General features: G+C 60.2%; 17 protein-coding genes. 5 read left to right on the forward strand and 12 right to left on the reverse strand.

The window, feature by feature from the left end; all coding sequences use genetic code 11:
• Positions 1–28 precede the first annotated feature (28 nt).
• From G6K99_RS18105 to G6K99_RS18150, 10 genes are all read right to left on the reverse strand, one after another.
• Positions 29–205, reverse strand: a complete 177-nt coding sequence (locus G6K99_RS18105; RefSeq protein ID WP_174197385.1) for a hypothetical protein — start codon at positions 203–205, stop codon at positions 29–31.
• A 291-nt stretch (positions 206–496) separates the two neighbouring features.
• Positions 497–1,276 carry an ATP-binding cassette domain-containing protein gene (locus tag G6K99_RS18110; RefSeq protein ID WP_174197386.1) on the reverse strand — a complete coding sequence of 260 codons (780 nt, stop codon included), beginning with the start codon at positions 1,274–1,276 and terminating at the stop codon, positions 497–499.
• Positions 1,273–2,289 (reverse strand): iron ABC transporter permease, encoded by a 1,017-nt coding sequence (locus G6K99_RS18115; protein WP_174197387.1) that lies wholly within the window; start codon positions 2,287–2,289, stop codon positions 1,273–1,275. The genes G6K99_RS18110 and G6K99_RS18115 overlap by 4 nt, the downstream gene beginning before the upstream one ends.
• Positions 2,286–3,272, reverse strand: a complete 987-nt coding sequence (locus tag G6K99_RS18120) for an iron ABC transporter permease (protein WP_174197388.1) — start codon at positions 3,270–3,272, stop codon at positions 2,286–2,288. The genes G6K99_RS18115 and G6K99_RS18120 overlap by 4 nt, the downstream gene beginning before the upstream one ends.
• Positions 3,269–4,315 (reverse strand): iron-siderophore ABC transporter substrate-binding protein, encoded by a 1,047-nt coding sequence (locus G6K99_RS18125; RefSeq protein ID WP_082476207.1) that lies wholly within the window; start codon positions 4,313–4,315, stop codon positions 3,269–3,271. Before G6K99_RS18125 ends, G6K99_RS18120 begins: the two co-directional genes overlap by 4 nt.
• A gap of 80 nt (positions 4,316–4,395) precedes the next feature.
• Positions 4,396–6,501 (reverse strand): TonB-dependent siderophore receptor, encoded by a 2,106-nt coding sequence (locus G6K99_RS18130; protein WP_174197389.1) that lies wholly within the window; start codon positions 6,499–6,501, stop codon positions 4,396–4,398.
• 293 nt (positions 6,502–6,794) lie between these two features.
• Entirely contained in the window at positions 6,795–7,259 is a 465-nt protein-coding gene (locus G6K99_RS18135) for a GNAT family N-acetyltransferase (RefSeq protein WP_244631524.1), read from the reverse strand.
• Between the two features lie 48 nt (positions 7,260–7,307).
• Positions 7,308–7,601 (reverse strand): Rmf/CrpP family protein, encoded by a 294-nt coding sequence (locus tag G6K99_RS18140; protein WP_062576751.1) that lies wholly within the window; start codon positions 7,599–7,601, stop codon positions 7,308–7,310.
• 73 nt (positions 7,602–7,674) lie between these two features.
• Positions 7,675–9,177, reverse strand: a complete 1,503-nt coding sequence (locus G6K99_RS18145; RefSeq protein ID WP_174197390.1) for a carnitine 3-dehydrogenase — start codon at positions 9,175–9,177, stop codon at positions 7,675–7,677.
• Complete coding sequence (locus G6K99_RS18150; protein ID WP_174197876.1) at positions 9,174–10,085, reverse strand: 3-keto-5-aminohexanoate cleavage protein; 912 nt, start codon at positions 10,083–10,085, stop codon at positions 9,174–9,176. Before G6K99_RS18150 ends, G6K99_RS18145 begins: the two co-directional genes overlap by 4 nt.
• A 107-nt stretch (positions 10,086–10,192) precedes the next feature.
• Between G6K99_RS18150 and G6K99_RS18155 the strand changes: the two genes are divergently transcribed.
• Positions 10,193–11,179, forward strand: a complete 987-nt coding sequence (locus tag G6K99_RS18155) for a GlxA family transcriptional regulator (RefSeq protein ID WP_113167451.1) — start codon at positions 10,193–10,195, stop codon at positions 11,177–11,179.
• Here the strand turns inward: G6K99_RS18155 and G6K99_RS18160 are convergent.
• Together G6K99_RS18160 and G6K99_RS18165 are read right to left on the reverse strand one after the other, a co-directional pair.
• Complete coding sequence (locus tag G6K99_RS18160; RefSeq protein ID WP_082471680.1) at positions 11,163–11,321, reverse strand: YqaE/Pmp3 family membrane protein; 159 nt, start codon at positions 11,319–11,321, stop codon at positions 11,163–11,165. The genes G6K99_RS18155 and G6K99_RS18160 overlap by 17 nt on opposite strands.
• Before the next feature lie 105 nt (positions 11,322–11,426).
• Complete coding sequence (locus tag G6K99_RS18165) at positions 11,427–11,927, reverse strand: hypothetical protein (RefSeq protein ID WP_062454454.1); 501 nt, start codon at positions 11,925–11,927, stop codon at positions 11,427–11,429.
• A 265-nt stretch (positions 11,928–12,192) separates the two neighbouring features.
• Here G6K99_RS18165 and G6K99_RS18170 point away from each other — a divergent pair, with 265 nt between their 5' ends.
• The 4 genes from G6K99_RS18170 (at position 12,193) to G6K99_RS18185 (ending at position 15,677) form a co-directional block, all read left to right on the forward strand.
• A complete protein-coding gene (locus tag G6K99_RS18170) occupies positions 12,193–12,972 on the forward strand; it encodes an SDR family NAD(P)-dependent oxidoreductase (RefSeq protein WP_062576745.1) in 780 nt (259 codons plus the stop codon).
• Positions 12,973–13,039: 67 nt separating this feature from the next.
• Positions 13,040–13,273: a hypothetical protein gene (locus tag G6K99_RS18175; protein ID WP_113110177.1), complete on the forward strand. Its 234-nt coding sequence runs from the start codon at positions 13,040–13,042 to the stop codon at positions 13,271–13,273.
• Between the two features lie 249 nt (positions 13,274–13,522).
• Positions 13,523–13,978 (forward strand): MarR family winged helix-turn-helix transcriptional regulator, encoded by a 456-nt coding sequence (locus tag G6K99_RS18180; RefSeq protein ID WP_062576743.1) that lies wholly within the window; start codon positions 13,523–13,525, stop codon positions 13,976–13,978.
• The gene (locus G6K99_RS18185) at positions 13,965–15,677 is read left to right on the forward strand and encodes an MFS transporter (protein WP_062454460.1); all 1,713 of its coding nucleotides are present in this window, start codon (positions 13,965–13,967) and stop codon (positions 15,675–15,677) included. Before G6K99_RS18180 ends, G6K99_RS18185 begins: the two co-directional genes overlap by 14 nt.
• The last annotated feature ends 30 nt before the right edge of the window (positions 15,678–15,707 follow it).

A 15,707-nucleotide genomic window follows, 5' to 3' on the forward strand; every position in this document is an offset into this window, starting at 1 on the left:
ACTCGACTTCAACTCTCAGTGATGAGACTCATTCTGCAGGCGTCACCTCCTGCTGGGCGCCTTGTGTGAGCGCTTCGACCAGGCAATCCATGATCGCTTTTCTGAGCGCGTAGGTGTTTGCGCTGGTTCGCTTGCGGTCAAGGCACTGCGCGGCTTCGATCAGGCTCATACCGTGGTGGACGACAATCTGATGGGCCCTGTTCATGGCCCAGTATTCGACTGAAGAACTCTGTTCTTCAAACCTGTGGCTTACTGCGTCCAATGTGGCCTCACTAGATAAATGCATCGTGACGGCGAATCATTTGCTGAGCAGAATCTAGCGCAACAGTATAGATTCGTGAATCCTGCACGGATTTGCTTCGCGGCAATAAACAGTCCAAATTTGCAAGCAAAAACAAGCACTGTTAGTTCTTATGAATGAGATCTTCCCCATGATATGAATATATATCACGTTTCTGGCGCGAGGCTTGTCGGCATGCCGCCGGCATTGGCCAGTTTACCGCGGGACGACCATCGGTTTTCCCGTCACCGGATCGGCAATGATCATTGATTTCAAACCGAAAGCCTCGTCGAGATTGGCTTCCGTCATGACCTGCTCGGGGTTTCCCACGTCCACCAGTCCGTTACTGCCGAGCAACACGAGATGATCGGAAAACCGGACGGCTAGATTGAGATCGTGCAGTACGGCCACAACCGTCGTTCCGTGGTTGCAATTGCGCTCGCGCAGCACGGAAAGCACGTCCATCTGGTGGCTGAGGTCAAGCCATGTCGTCGGCTCATCGAGCAAAAGGTAGGGCGTATCCTGTGCGAGCACGAGCGCGATCCAGGCCCGCTGCCTCTGGCCGCCGGACAGTTCGTCGAGCGGCCTGTCGGCGAGATCGGCAAGGCCGACCTGTGACAACGCCCGTTCGCAGGCGATCGCGTCGGTCTCGCTCCAGGGCGCGAGCAGTCCGCGCCAGGGTGTGCGGCCTCGCCGCACCAGATCAGACACACTGATGCCTTCCGGGGCCTTGGATGCCTGCGGCAGGATGGCGAGCCTTCGTGCGAGGGCTCTCGTGTCGATCTTCGCAATATCATCCCCGCCCAGCGTCACAGTGCCGTGCAGCGGCGGGATAAGCCGTGCCAACGCTTTCAGAAGCGTCGATTTTCCGCATCCGTTCGGCCCGAGAATGGTCGTGATCTTGCCGTCCGGCAGTGTGAGCGACAGATCCTGGATCACGATCCGGTCGCGATAGCCAAGGGTCAGGAGTTCGGTTTTCAGCGCCTTGCCTGTCACAGGTCTCCAGTCTCCATTTCACGCGAGAGCAGCCACAGTAGATAGGGCGCTCCCATGATCCCTGTCATCACGCCGACCGGTAGCTGCAGACCCGGCACAAGCGAGCGCGCGACGAGATCCGCGAGTACAGTAATTGTGGCACCTGTGACGGCGGCTACTGCAAGCCGCGATCCCGGACTGCTGGCCTTAGTCATCCGCGAGCCGAGCGGCCCGGCCATCAGCGCCACGAACGGCACCGGCCCCGCCACGGCGACACCGGCGCCAGCCAGCAGCACACCCGTGGTGATCAGCAGATATTTCGACCGGCGCACACGCGCGCCGAGACCCGTTGCAAGCTCATCGCCCAGTTCGAGCAAGCCGAGCGAGCGCACCTGAAAGGCCAGCAAAGCAAACAGAACGCCGCCGGTGGCGGAAACCTGAAGCGCATGTCCCCAGTTACGGGCGGCCAGAGAGCCTGCAAGCCAGCGCTGCGCATCCGCAGCCTCTTGGAGCGGCAGGCGGGTCATCAGGAAGCTGCTTGCAGCAGAACAGAAAAACCCCATCCCGAGGCCGACGAGAATAAGCGTCAGCGCCGCCTGGGTACCGTGCCGCCGGTAAGAAAGTCCCGCAACAATGACAGCCGCGATCAATCCGCCGGCGGCGGCCAGAAATGGCAGCGGTAGGGAAAGGCCGAAGGCGACGCCGCAGATCACCGCAAGGCCAGCGCCTTGCATGAAACCCATCACATCCGGCGCCGCCAGCGGATTGCGCAGCAGGATCTGGAAGATCGTGCCGGACGCACCAAGAACTGCCCCGACACCGACTGCCGTCGCAATTCCCGGGCCTCGCAGGACACGCAGCGTCAGCGCTCCTGGCCCGGTCCCGGTCCATAGACCGGTCCACAGATCCTGCGGTGTCAAAAAGATCTGGCCGAGCATCAGCGATGCGAGAATGGAGGAAAGCAGCAGGCCAACCAGCAGGACAACGCCAGTCCTACCACCACCCCTCGCCCGACCATTGTCGCGCGCCGTCACGATGTCGCTCCGGGACGAAGCCGCCGTGCGATGATGACGAAAGCCGGAGCCCCGATCAGCGCCGTCATGATGCCGACGCGAATTTCCGATGGCGCGAGAAGGATACGCCCGAGCGTATCCGCATAGAGCAGGATCGACGCGCCGATGACGGCGGCGGCCATCAGCTCGAACCGCAGGGCGTGTCCGGCGACGCGCCGTGCGAGTGGCGGAACCAGAAGGCCGACGAAAGCGATGGGGCCCGCGACCGCGACCGCAGCACCCGTCGTCAGCGTGATCGCCACGAGGGCTCCGGCCTGCACGCGCGCCGGTTTCGTGCCCAGCCCGCGGGCAAGCGAAGACCCGAGTGAAAGTGCCTCGATGCGCGGCGCAATCAGGAGAGCCACCCCGATACCGATGGCAGCGGCGATCCCCATGCCGGCGAGCGGACGCGCGCCAGCCTGTGCCAGCGATCCTGTGATCCAGAAACGGAGAATTTCGAGCGTCTCGTTGCGGGCAAGGACGATGGCCGAGACCAGAGACAGAAGCATCGCATTGAGCGCTGTGCCCGCGAGCGCCAGCCGGACGGGGCCTGCATCGCCGCGTAGTCCACCGCCCAGCATGAACACGGCGGCGGCGGCGAGTGCTGCGCCCGGAAAGGCCATGGCAGACATCAAGCCACTATCGGACCGCCCTGTCAGCAAAGCCGCAATCACCACTGCGAAGGCGGCACCGGAGTTGACGCCCATGATGCCGGGATCCGCCAGCGGATTACGAGTGAGCGCCTGCATGATCGTGCCGGCGATACCGAGGCCCGCACCGGCGATCAGCGCCGCGACAAGGCGCGGCATTCGGACGGAACCGATGACGATATGGACCGGATTGCTCTCATCATATGCAAAGATTGCCTGGAACACATCGATAGGCGTGACATCGCGCACCCCGACGCCAAGTGTCAGCACCACGGCGAAGAGGAAAATCAGGCCAAGGACGGCGGCTGATTTCACGGGGCAAGCCCGGCGGCAACGCTTGACGGAACCTGTGTCTCGACTTTCCCGTCTAGAGCCAACCCGATCTCCGCTTCGAGCCGCTCGAGCGCGAACGGCAGGGAAAGAACGCTGCCGAAGGTCAATGCTCCGGCCAGAAGCGCTCCGGCCAGAACCTCACGACCCTCGACATGAGCCTTCAGCGTCTTGCGCATCGGCATTGAGACGATGTCCGGCACGGCATCGGACGTGGAGACCCAGATCAGCAGGTCCGCGTCGAGACTGGAAAGATCCTCCGGGGAAAGCCGGGCGTAAAAACCCTCGTTTGTTTCGAGGTTGGCGAGTGCTGGCGGCGGCCTGAAACCCAATTCCTTCAGGAACGTCGCGCGGGTATCGGTGCCGATGAAGGCACCGGTTTCTCCGCCGAAATTGTAGGCGCAGACAGCGGTCTGTTCCGCCCATTGCGGATGCCGTGTCCTGATGTCCGCAAACCTCGACTTGACGCCTTCGATGAGTTCCTCAGCCTTGCCAGTGTTGCCGACCGCGCGACCGATGACGCGGGTCTGGGCGTCCCAGGTGGTGCCATAGGCGAGATCGCCCTTTTCCTGCATCAGGACAGGCGCAATCTGGGATAGGATATCGTATTCGGCCTGCGAGATACCTGATCCGATGCCGATAATCAGGTCCGGTTGGAGCGAAGCGACGATCTCCATTGACACTTCACCCGAGATGACCTGCGGCTGGGCATCTCCCATCAGCGCCTGGGCCCAAGGCCAGACGTTGTAGGGATAGCCTCCGAACCACTGGCGCGTGGCGACAGGGACGACACCCAGCGCCAGGAGAGGATCATGGGTGGAATACCCGAGCGAGACCACACGCCTGGCCGGCTGCGGCAGTACCGTTTCACCGAAGGCATGGACAAAGCGAAGTTCGTCTTGCGCCATCGCGACACCAGGAAGGCCTCCGGTCGCCGCAGCGGCAAACCCCGACGCGATAGCCGTCAGAACCTGTCGTCTCGTGGGTGCAACGATACCGAAGCCGATCGCTGTCTGGCAGATAGGCATCTGTAAACGGTCCTTTCCACAGTCATGTCTTGGTATAATCAGGTTTCACAGTTCGAGTGCCCCATTGAGGCGAAGCCCGGTTACCAAGTGTATTTCAGCGTTGCGAGAACCGTACGGCGATCGCCGTAATAGGCGGTGTTGCTGAAGCCGTCGATCTGGCTGATATATTCCTTATCGAGCAGGTTCGTGACGTTCGCCGAGAGAGCGACGTTGTCGCGGATCTGATATTTCACGGCTGCGTCGAACAGGACCCTCGACGGAACGGGATCCGTGTTGGCGTTATCGGCATAGGAACTGCCGACCAGGCGTCCGCCAACGCCGAGCGTCAGATCGCCGCGCGCGCCGTTGCCGGGAAGCGTGTAGTCGAACCATGCCGACGCCATGTGCTTGGGAACCAGATACGGCCGGTTGCCGACGAGAGTGGGGTCGACATCCTCCTCGATCTCTGCATCCAGGTAGGAATATCCGGCGGTAAAGTTGATCCGATTGGACAGCGCGACCTTGGCTTCCAGTTCGAGACCGCGAACGTTGATCTTTCCGACCTGGTACTGTGCCGAATAGTCCGGTGCCCATTGTGCAACATTGGTCTGCGTCAGGTCGAACAGTGCCGCCGTGAAGAGCGCATCGATGCCGGTCGGCTCATACTTGATGCCAATTTCGTACTGCCTGCCTTCCTGCGGTTTAGGGGTGCCGATGAAGTAGCTGCGATTGGCCGCAACCGGAAGGAAGGATTCCGAGTAGTTGGCGTAGACAGAGACTTCGCTCGTGGCCTTGTAGGTCACACCGGCTCGCTTGGAGAAATTCTCGTCGACCGCGTCGTAGTCGGTGCCGTAGGAGGTACTTTCAGTTTCGGCATGGTCATACCTACCGCCGACGGTAAAGATCAGACGATCGTCGTAGGTCAGCTCTTCCTGAATATAGAGACCCTTGGTCGTGAGATCGGACTCGGACGCAACGCCGGCACCGAATGACACGCAGCTTCGACCGCAGTATACCGGATTGCGGATATCGCCGACGCCGAGTGCAGTACCGTCAAACCGCATTTCCTCGTTGCTGTCGCGACCGTAGTCGAAGCCGAACAGCGTCCGGCTGTCGAAGGCACCAAAGCTCGCCTCGTATTGCAGCTGGTTGTCGATGTGGAAACGCGTGGATTCGCCGTAGACTGCAAGAGCGTTCCGGCTCGTGGCTGGATCAGCCGAATTGTAGACACTCTCGTAGGTGACATCGAGTTTGGTGTACCTGGCGTTCTGGCGGAACTCGAGACCATTGCCGAAATCGTGGCGGAACTGGTAACCGATATTCTTCTCGATTACGTCCATGTTGTCGAAATCTTGCTCGCCGAGATAGGTCTCGGAATCGATGCCGGAGCCGAGCGGAATGCCGTGAGACGTGCTGCCGTCACGCTTGTTGTAGTCCATCAGAAGCGTGAAGGACGTATCCGCGGTCGGAGACCAGGTCAGCGCCGGCGCGACGTAGATGCGATCGTCCTCGGTCTCGTCGATCCCTGCGTCGGCATTCTGCCACTTGCCGGTCAAACGATAGCTCCAGATACCGTCTGCATCCAGCGGGCCGCCGAAATCGGTTCCAGTCTCGACATGACCGTCGCCGAGTGTCGTGTAGACTTCGCCGAATTTCTCGTCCTGCGGAAGCTTGGTCACCGCATTGACGATACCACCCGGTCCCGACAGTCCGAACAGAGACGAGTTGGAACCCTTCAGCACTTCGATGCGCTGCATCGCGTAGGGTTCGATACGGTTGGTCGTAAAATCGCCACCCGTATACATCGGCAGACCGTCGCGATAGGTGGCGTTGCCGGTCGAGTAGAACCCGCGGATCAGATAGTGATCGTAGCGATTGTCGGAGCCGTAGATGTCGGTCGAAACACCCGGCGTGTAGGCCAGAGCCTCGTCGAGCGTCGTGACGCCGCGCTTTTCCAGTTCTTCTTCCGTCACGACGGAAACCGAAGCGGGCGCGTCGAGCAGAGGGGTATCGGTCTTGCTGCTGGAACGGGAAGCCTTGGCAACGATCGTCGCATCGGGACCCACTCCACTGCCACCGCTTTCGAGCACAATTGGCGCGAGCGTTGTGCCGGTGGCATCAGCTGTCTGTGCAAGAGCCTGCAGCGGCAGCAGGATTGCCACACTGGAAAGAAGCGCTATCCGTTGGGCGCTTACCCGGCGCCCCATCGAAATCCGTGAAAAACCATTGACTTGAAAAGGTCTTGACCGAAACGCCACGCGAAATTCCCCTCGTACTAAAATTCCTGCCACGACGCCCCGCCGCTTCAGACCAAGCGGAAAGGAAATCATGATTATTTTGATCAGGAATTATCGGGAGGGCTTTTGCAAGTCAACGGCTGAACTCTTTTGCTCAAAGCAAGAGTTGCCCGGAACGGAAACGCGAGGTCAAACTGTGGCAGGAATGTCATAGCGGGGGCGCTGGCTATCCGTGCTTCCGGGATAGGGCAGCGCTGCCTAGGCTAGCTCCGCTCTGCCAGCGCGTTCAATTTCGCACCCTCGAGACGGTAGAAGATGTGGGTTTCCTTCCGCTCGCCGCCGAGGTCGTCGTAGAACTTCAAAAGCCGCTGGTTCGTGCGCGCCGCCGTCCAATCGATGCGGCCAAACTTCCGTTCGACGGCAATCGCTGCAAGCCGCTGCATCAGTTTGATACCAACCTCTTGGCCCCGCTCGGAAGCTGACACGAAAAGCTCTTTGAGGAACAGGCCCGGCACCAGGCCGGGACCGGGAAAGATCGAAGCGAAGGCGGCAAAGCCGATCACGCGGCTGGTTCCGGCGACGATGATCTCGGTATTGAGCGGCCGGTTGAGAATCCCCGCGACGATTGCGTCCCGCGGAGGGCAGAACACGCCGTAATAGTCCTGCATTTCCTCGAGCAGTCCCGCAAGTTCATCGGTGTCCCCGGCGCTAAACGCCCGAATCTGCATGATTTTTGCCCTATTAGGATACGTGTGATTGTCCGGCAGAAAAATCAATCAGCTCGGATCCTGATATCCTTCCAGCCAAAGCGCGCGACGGTCAAGATCATCCGTGTAAGGGCAGGTGTCCAGCGTGTTGCCGCTTGCCGCGGATCTCCGGCCTTCTTTCACGATGATCAGCCGTTCCGAATCCGTCAGTGTATCAGGCTGGACTGCGGTGCTGTCGATGGCTACTTCCACCCGCACCCCCTGTCCCCGCAACGCATCGATCGAAGAGACGGCATCCTGCGCCGTTGCGAAACTTTCCCGAATGATCTGATCGCCTCGGACGGCCCTTAACTCGTAGGTCATGGCGCATCTCTCCTTGTTGTCAGAAACAGAGGAGATGCGGTTATTGTTCCGGCCGCCTAACGCTTCCGCTGAGCTAATTTTTCTGCCCGACTGAGCGGCCTGCCCCGTCCGGGAACGTTAGCTTGGCATGCGCCTGCGCAATCGGCGCAAGCTTTGCCATCACTTCCGGAGGAGCGACAACGGATTTGCCGGCGCTTGAATCCACATGCAGCATCAGTTGCTCTGCCGTCGCGATGATGCCGTCAGTCTTCGAGTCGTGAATGGTCGAGAAAAATCGGACGCGCTTTTCGTCGACGGACAGGATCTGCAGTGTGGCGTAGATCGCCTGGCCGAGCTTGGCCTCGCCCAGATGCCGGATATGCGTCTCGACCGTGTAATAGCTGTGGCCCGCCTCGACATACGCGAAGTCGACGCCGATCAGGCGCAGCAGGGCATCGGACGTGTCGCCGAACACCTGGAGGTATCGGTGCTCCGTCATGTGGCCATTGTAATCGACCCAGGCGGCGTTGACCTTGGTATCGACCAGCCGCAGCGGGGCCGAGGTGTCGACGGACAGGTTTGTCCCCTTGCCGTTTCCGCCACCTTCGGACCAGAGATGCGTCTCGAACTCGGACAGGATTTTGCCCGCGCCCCAGCCCTTGCCGCCGTCGCCGGCCTTCAGCGCCTGCATGATTCCGACGAGGTTTTCATCCCGGATCCGCTCCAAATCACGGATGCCATAGGCGCCGGACTGGGCATCCGATTGGGCTGCGATCTTGTCGACCAGAGCGTCGTCGAGATCGACCACGTCGGTCAGCTTGGTCCAGGGCCAGGCGAGGCAGGGGCCAAACTGCGCCAGAAAATGCCGCATGCCCGCTTCGCCACCCGCAATGCGGTAGGTTTCGAACAGTCCCATCTGCGCCCAGCGCATGCCGAATGAATAGCGGATCACATCGTCGAGTGTCTCGGTATCGCAGATATCGTCATGGATCAGCCACAGCGCCTCGCGCCAGAAGGCTTCCAGCAGACGGTCGCCGACAAAGGCTTCGATCTCCTTCTTGAGGATCACGCCCTTCATGCCAATCGGCGCCAGCCGCTCTTGGGCAAGAAGCAGCGTCTCCGGGCTTGTGCGTTCGCCGCCGACCAGTTCGGCCAGCGGCAGGAGGTAGACAGGGTTGTAGGGATGCGCGACGAACATACGCTCGGGATGCCGCATGTCGCGCTGCAGTTGCGTCGGCATCAGGCCGGATGTGGACGACCCGATCAGCGCCTTCGGATCGGCGGCCGCATCGATTTTCGTCAGCACGCCACGCTTCACGTCCAGCCGTTCCGGGACGCTTTCCTGGATCCAGTCGGCGCCTGCGACCGCCTCCTCCAGCGTGGGGCAAAAGACGAGTTTTCCCCGAGGCGGCAGCGGCGCCATGGTCAGCATGCCATAGGCGCGCTCCGCATTGGCCACCACCTCCGTGACGATGCGCTCGGCATCGGGGTGCGGATCGAAGATGGAAACGTCGATGCCGCCAAGCAGGAAACGCGCGGCCCAGGCGCCACCGATGACACCGCCACCGATACAGGCTGCCTTCTTGATCTTGCTCATGCCGATCGCCGTTTCTGCAGCTTGAGTTTTTCACGCACTTCGGCCGGGCCGATGATCTTTGCGCCCATGCCCTCGATCACGCCAACCGCCTTTTCGACGAGCTGCGCGTTGGTCGCGAGCTGCCCCTTGCCGGCATAGAGATTGTCTTCAAGACCGACCCGGACATTGCCGCCGGCCAGCACCGCTGCCGCCGGATAGGCAAGCGCGTTGCGGCCGATCGAGAAGGCCGAGAACGTCCACGTCTTCGGGACGTTGTTGACCATGGCCATGAACGTATTCAGGTCGTCGGGCGCGCCCCACGGAATTCCCATGCAGAGCTGGATCAGCACCGGATCCTCGATCAGGCCTTCCTCGACGAGTTGCTTGGCAAACCACAGATGACCCGTATCGAAAGCCTCGATCTCGGGACGCACGCCGAGCGCCGTCATCTGCCGTGCCATTTCGCGCAACATCGATGGCGTGTTGGTCATGACGTAATCGCCGAGCGAGAAATTCATGGTGCCGCAATCGAGCGTGCAGATTTCCGGCAGGCACTCCGCCACATGCGCCACACGCTCCGTGGCGCCGGCCATGTCGGTTCCTTCCGGATTGACGGGGAAAGGCGCTTCGACATTGCCGAACACGAGATCGCCGCCCATGCCGGCGGTGAGGTTCAGGACCACATCGACATCGGCCGAGCGGATGCGGTCGGTCACTTCCCTGTAGAGGTCGATATTGCGGGCTGCCGCGCCGGTTTCCGGGTTGCGCACGTGGCAGTGAACAACGGCCGCCCCGGCCTTCGCCGCATCTATGGCAGAATCGGCGATCTGCTTCGGCGTGATCGGCACGTGTGGCGATCGTGATGTCGTATCTCCGGCACCCGTCACGGCGCATGTTATGAAAACCTCGCGGTTCATCTCAAGCGGCATCATATGCTCCTTCTGATTGAGCGTATTACGACCGAGAGGCGGATGGAATGCGTTGCATTATCGGAGCCATTTCATACACTATCGGCAATCAGCACGGATTACGGTGAATGAGCCAAAAGGCCCCCAGTCAGCACTTCGATATCCTTCTTCTGCCAGAGACCAACCTCATACTTCTGGCGTCTGTGATCGAACCGTTGCGGGCTGCAAATCGCATTGCCGGGGGCGACCTCTATCGCTGGACACTGCATTCTCCTGATGGAACGCCGGTCGACACGACATGCGGAATACCGATCGCGGTGGCTGGCGCGTTTCGACCGGCAAGGGAAACGGACCCGCTGTTCGTCTTGTCGAGTTATGACTGGAAGAAAAGCGTCACGAACGACCTGAAGGCGCAGCTTGCTCGCACAGCGAGACATCGCAGCCTGATAGCGGGTATTGAGACCGGAACCTTCGTGCTGGCCGAGGCTGGCCTGCTGAACGGGTCGCGTGCAACCATCCACTGGGAGGATCTGGAGGCCTTTTCGCTGGTTTATCCGGAGGTCGAGCTTGTTCGAGACCGCTTCGTGATCGACAGCAAGCGCATTACGACAGGCGGACCGGTTCCGACGCTCGACCTGATGCTGGAACTGATCCGCAGGGCCCATGGCCATACGCTGGCGCTCGAAGTGTCCAGGCTGTTTCTCTATGAATACGGTCACCGCCTAGACCGCGAGCATGGTTCAGCCGTCACTCCCGTCAGACATGGACGCGACGCCAGAGTTCAGGCGGCGGTGCGATTGATGGAGGAGACTGTCGATGCTCCCTTGGTTCTCACCAGGCTCGCAAAGCGCGTCGGTGTAAGCGCGCGGCATCTTCAAGACATGTTCCAGACAACGATGGGTGTAGGACCACACACTCATTATATTGCCCTGCGTCTGAACGCAGCCCGACGAAAGGTCATCGAGACCTCAGGGACAATCGCCGACATAGCCGCCGAGACCGGTTTCAACTCGGCTTCCGCCTTATCGCGCAGCTACAGGGCGCAGTATCGCGAAAGTCCGAGTGAGACGCGACGGCGCGTCAAGCGCCGCGATCCTGTTATTTCTTCAGGATGACCCACAGCGCGTGCACGATACCCGGAAGGAAGCCGCACAGGGTGAGGAGGATGTTCAGCCAGAAGTGCAGGCCGAGGCCGACCTGGAGGAACACGCCTAGCGGCGGCAGGAGGAAGGCAAAAAGGATGCGGATGATGTCCAAAATTATCTCTCCGAATGATCAATGGCGCAAGACAACGTGCAGTGCAGCGAAAAGTTCATTTCCCCGCTCTGCGGTCGAGGTGCGTGGTGAGGCGATTTCGAGCGCCTACCGGGTTAAATTGATGCTGCTGGTTACGACGGTCTTGCCCGTGCTCGGATCCTTGTCGACCGTCTGCAGACGCAGGCTGCCAGCACCGCGCGATTCGATTGTCATATTGGCAGTCCGATCGCCGTTGATGACACGTGCCCAACGGACGGACAGATTGATCCGGTTGCCGGATTGTCTTCCCGAAAGGGTCGAAGGCTGACCGGAAGGGCCGGTATAGGTGCCGCGGTAACCATTGCCGCTTTCCTGAAGTGTGGCGGATATTTTGCGCTGGACGACCAGCAGGCCGCGGCAGGTGCCGTCCATCGAAAACGCCGTGCGCCCACCCGACATATCGAATTTGCACGTCACGTTGATCGGCTTTGCGCCGATGCGCGTCACGACGGTGCCGACGCCGGTCCAACTGCCCTTGAGCGTGGGAAGAAAGGAAGACTCCTGTGCCGATACGGGCAAGCTGAGAAGGCTGGCGATGCAGGCGATGATCGGGCGGCGAAAGCGCATGGGTTGGCTCCATCTGAGATTGCTACCCAACGTCGCAAACGCGTTTGGAGTTCCCCTCCTCCAAAGCAGGATCCGGCGGAGCCTTAACGAGAACTGTGACGGGCTCGAATGCGGGACGCTGCCCTTGATCCTGGAGCCCCTATTAAGAGACGCCGGCGACCGGGGTCTCTCCATGCGGTCACTTTTGACGTCCGGATTGGGAACCACGATTTACGTTTGCCGTTTGCCCTTCGCTGATTTTCGCGTCGCAGCAAGGAATGTGCTCATGGAATTGAAAACGCAGGTCGCACTGGTCACTGGCGCCGGATCTGGAATAGGCAAGGCGGCAGCGCTCAAGCTAGCCCAATCGGGAGCCAGAATCGGGCTTCTCGGCCATACGCGCAGCGAACTGGAAGAGACGGCTGACGAAATCACGGCCGGAGGCGGCGACGCCCTCGTGCTGGATGCCGACGTTGCGGACGAAGCCGCAATGAGAGCAGCGGTTGATCATCTGGTCGAAGCCTATGGCCAACTGGACATCGTTGTGATCAACGCCGGTATCAATGGCGTCTGGGCCCCGATCGACGACATGAAGCCGGACGAGTGGGACACCACGATCCGCGTCAACCTGCGCGGCACCTACCTATCCTTTCACGTCACCGTGCCGCATCTCAAGAAACAGGGCGGGTCGGTCGTCGTAATCTCCTCGATCAACGGCAACCGCACGTTCACAACGCCGGGCGCTACCGCCTATTCTGCCACCAAGGCTGCCCAGGTTGCGATGGTGCAGCAACTGGCACTCGAACTTGGTAAGCACAGGATCCGCGTGAATGCGATCTGCCCGGGATCGATCGGGACAAGCATCGACGACAATACAAGTCTTCGCGGCAAGGACGAAACGGCTGTCCCTGTCGTTTTCCCGGCAGGGGAAATTCCGATCACCGGAGGCAAGGCAGGCGAAAGTGAGGATGTTGCTGACGTCGTGCTGTTTCTCGCGTCCAATCGCTCCCGTCACATCACTGGAACGCCGATCTTCGTCGACGGCGGGCAAAGCCTTCTTCGCTAAGATGTAAAGGCGTGGAACCAGTCGATGACATTCGCGTTACTGTCCGCCATCAAGGAGGGCAGGAAACGTGAAGAATTTTATTATCGCAGCCGCTATTGCTATTACATCGACTGTATCATTTGTACCTTTTGCACAGGCTCAGAGCGTTACGATCGTTACCGACGACCGTCGTGGACCGCCGCCGCCGCGCATGATGCGCGAACGTGACCGTCATCACCAGCGCCGCGGTTGTGTCGTGAAGAAGGTCAAGACGATGCGTCACGGTGCTGTGATCATCAAGGAAACGAAGGTTTGCCGCTAACACCAAGTGCTGGCCGCAGGTTTTCTGCGATACAGCGATAAGTCCTGCCGCGCTTCCCAAGAGCGCGGCATTTTCTATGGAATAGGCACGTCAGTATGGGAGCGGATACTCCGGACCCATGCAGCAGAACGGGGTCCGCAATGCGATAACGGCGTTGCTAAAGCCGGTAGACAGGGCGATCCCGACCTTGAACCGGAATAGTACGCATGCTAACTAATGGTCATCATAAACTTAGCACACTAACCTTTTATGGATCAGGATCTCGCAAGCTCTGATTTTCTGGAATCGCTTACCAAGGTAAGCCGGAAAATCCGCACGGCGTTCAATCAGCAGGTCACCGCCCACGGCCTGACCTATCCGCGCGCCCGTGCGTTGTTTCGGCTGACTAAAAAGCAGAGCATGACACAGACCGAGCTTGCCTTTGAGCTTGAGCTCGAGCAGGCGACACTGGTCCGGCTGCTTGACCGCATGGAACAGAACGGCCTGATCGAGCGCAGGCCCGATCCCGGCGACCGACGCGCGAAACTGATCTCGCTGACGTCCCACGGCAAGGAGCAGGCAGACTTCGTGCGCTCCCTCGCGGACCAGATCCGGAAACAGATTTTTGCAGGCCTCGACCACGACGATATCCGCCGTGCCAACGACCTTCTGGACGCGATCGGCACCAATCTTGCCGATCTGGAGAGCTTCAATGTCATCACGTGACACAACAGTCGTGAAAGACGACGTCGAAAATTCAGATGCGAGCCCCGATGCGGGGCGATCGGCCGCCTCAGCTGTGCAGGATGCGGCCCCTGCCGTTGCGCCGCCTGTAGCCCCCCCGGCTTTCGTTCCGAAACCGCTTCCGATTGCGCTCCTCTATGCATTCGCGTCGATTGCCGCGGCGGTCATGCAGGGCCTGGGCACAAGTCTGATTTCGGCCAACCTCCAGCAGATTGCCGGCCCGATGGAAGCGACCCAGACCGAAGCGTCCTGGCTGGTGGCCGCCTATCTGTTTCCCAACGCCAGCCTTGGTCTGTTCCTGTTCAAGGTCCGCACGCAATACGGTATCCGCAACTTCTGCGAAATCGCCATTATCCCTTACGTGATCATCAGCCTGGCACATCTGTGGGTGAACGATCTCAGCGTTGCCATTGCCCTCCGGTTTTTTGCGGGAGCCGCGGCCGCGCCTGTCTCCTCCATCGCAATTCTCTACATGCTGGAGATCTTTCCGCCGGAGAAGAAGCTGAATATCGGTATCTGTCTGGCGCTGATCGGTCTGCTTCTGGCAACGCCGATTGCCGGTCTCGTGTCGCCATCGCTGCTCGACGAGCGCGACCTTCAGGGCCTCTACCTTCTGGAACTGGGCCTCGCACTGATCGTGTTCGGCCTTGTGTTCCTGCTGCCACTCACCTCGCCTCCAAGAGCCAAGGTGATCGCGCCGCTCGACTTTGTCAGTTATGCACTTCTGGCCACCAGCATGGGATGCCTTGCCGTCGTCTTCACCATGGGCCGCCTGTATTGGTGGTTGGAAGCGGACTGGCTCGGCTGGCTGCTTGTCGTCGCGATCGTCACCGGCGTTCTGATGACGATCATCGAACTCAACCGCAAGACAAACCTGATCGACGTGCGCTGGATCACCTCGCGCGAGATCATCCATTTTGCTGGCGTTCTCCTGGTCTTCCGCATGCTTTTGACCGAGCAATCCACAGGCGCGATCAACTTCTTCAAACAGCTCGGCCTCTTCAACGAACAGATGGCTGGGCTCTACTGGGCGATCCTAATTGCCAGCGTGATTTCAGGCCTCGTCTGCGCGCTTGTGATGAAGCCCGGCCGGGAAGGCTTCATCCACCTCGTCGCGTTGATCCTGATTGCGGCGGGATGCTACATGGACAGCCAATCCACGGTCCTGACCCGTCCCGAACAGATGTATGTCAGCCAGGCCATGATCGCATTCGGAAGCGGTCTGTTTCTACCGCCGGCCATGGCGGTGGGTTTTGCCGCCGCGCTGAAGAAGGGCCTGACCTACGTCATCAGCTTTATCGCCGTCTTCCTGTTCACCCAGAAGGTCGGCGCGTTCCTCGGCAGCGGCTTGTTCGGCACCTTTGTCACCTGGCGCGAGCAATATCACTCGTCGATCCTGACATCCCGCCTGCTGCCGACCGATCCGATGGTGACGGCGAGAATCCAGCAGTATGTCGGCGCCTACGCGCGGTCGACATCCGATCTGACCCAGCGCACGATCCAGGGCACCACGACCTTCGCCAAGGCCGTTCAGCAACAAGCCTATGTGCTTGCCTATAACGACGCCTTCTACGTGACTTTCCTGATCGCAATCGGCGCGATCGTGATGCTTGTATGCCATCTCGCGTGGACCCACCGCGATCGGCTCATACCGCATGCGTCTGCCTCCACGCAGGCCTGACCGTCAATTCGATACACTTTAGAAAAAGAA

The organism is Neorhizobium sp. AL 9.2.2 (assembly GCF_013317225.1).
GTDB classification, from domain to species: Bacteria; Pseudomonadota; Alphaproteobacteria; order Rhizobiales; family Rhizobiaceae; genus Neorhizobium; species Neorhizobium soli.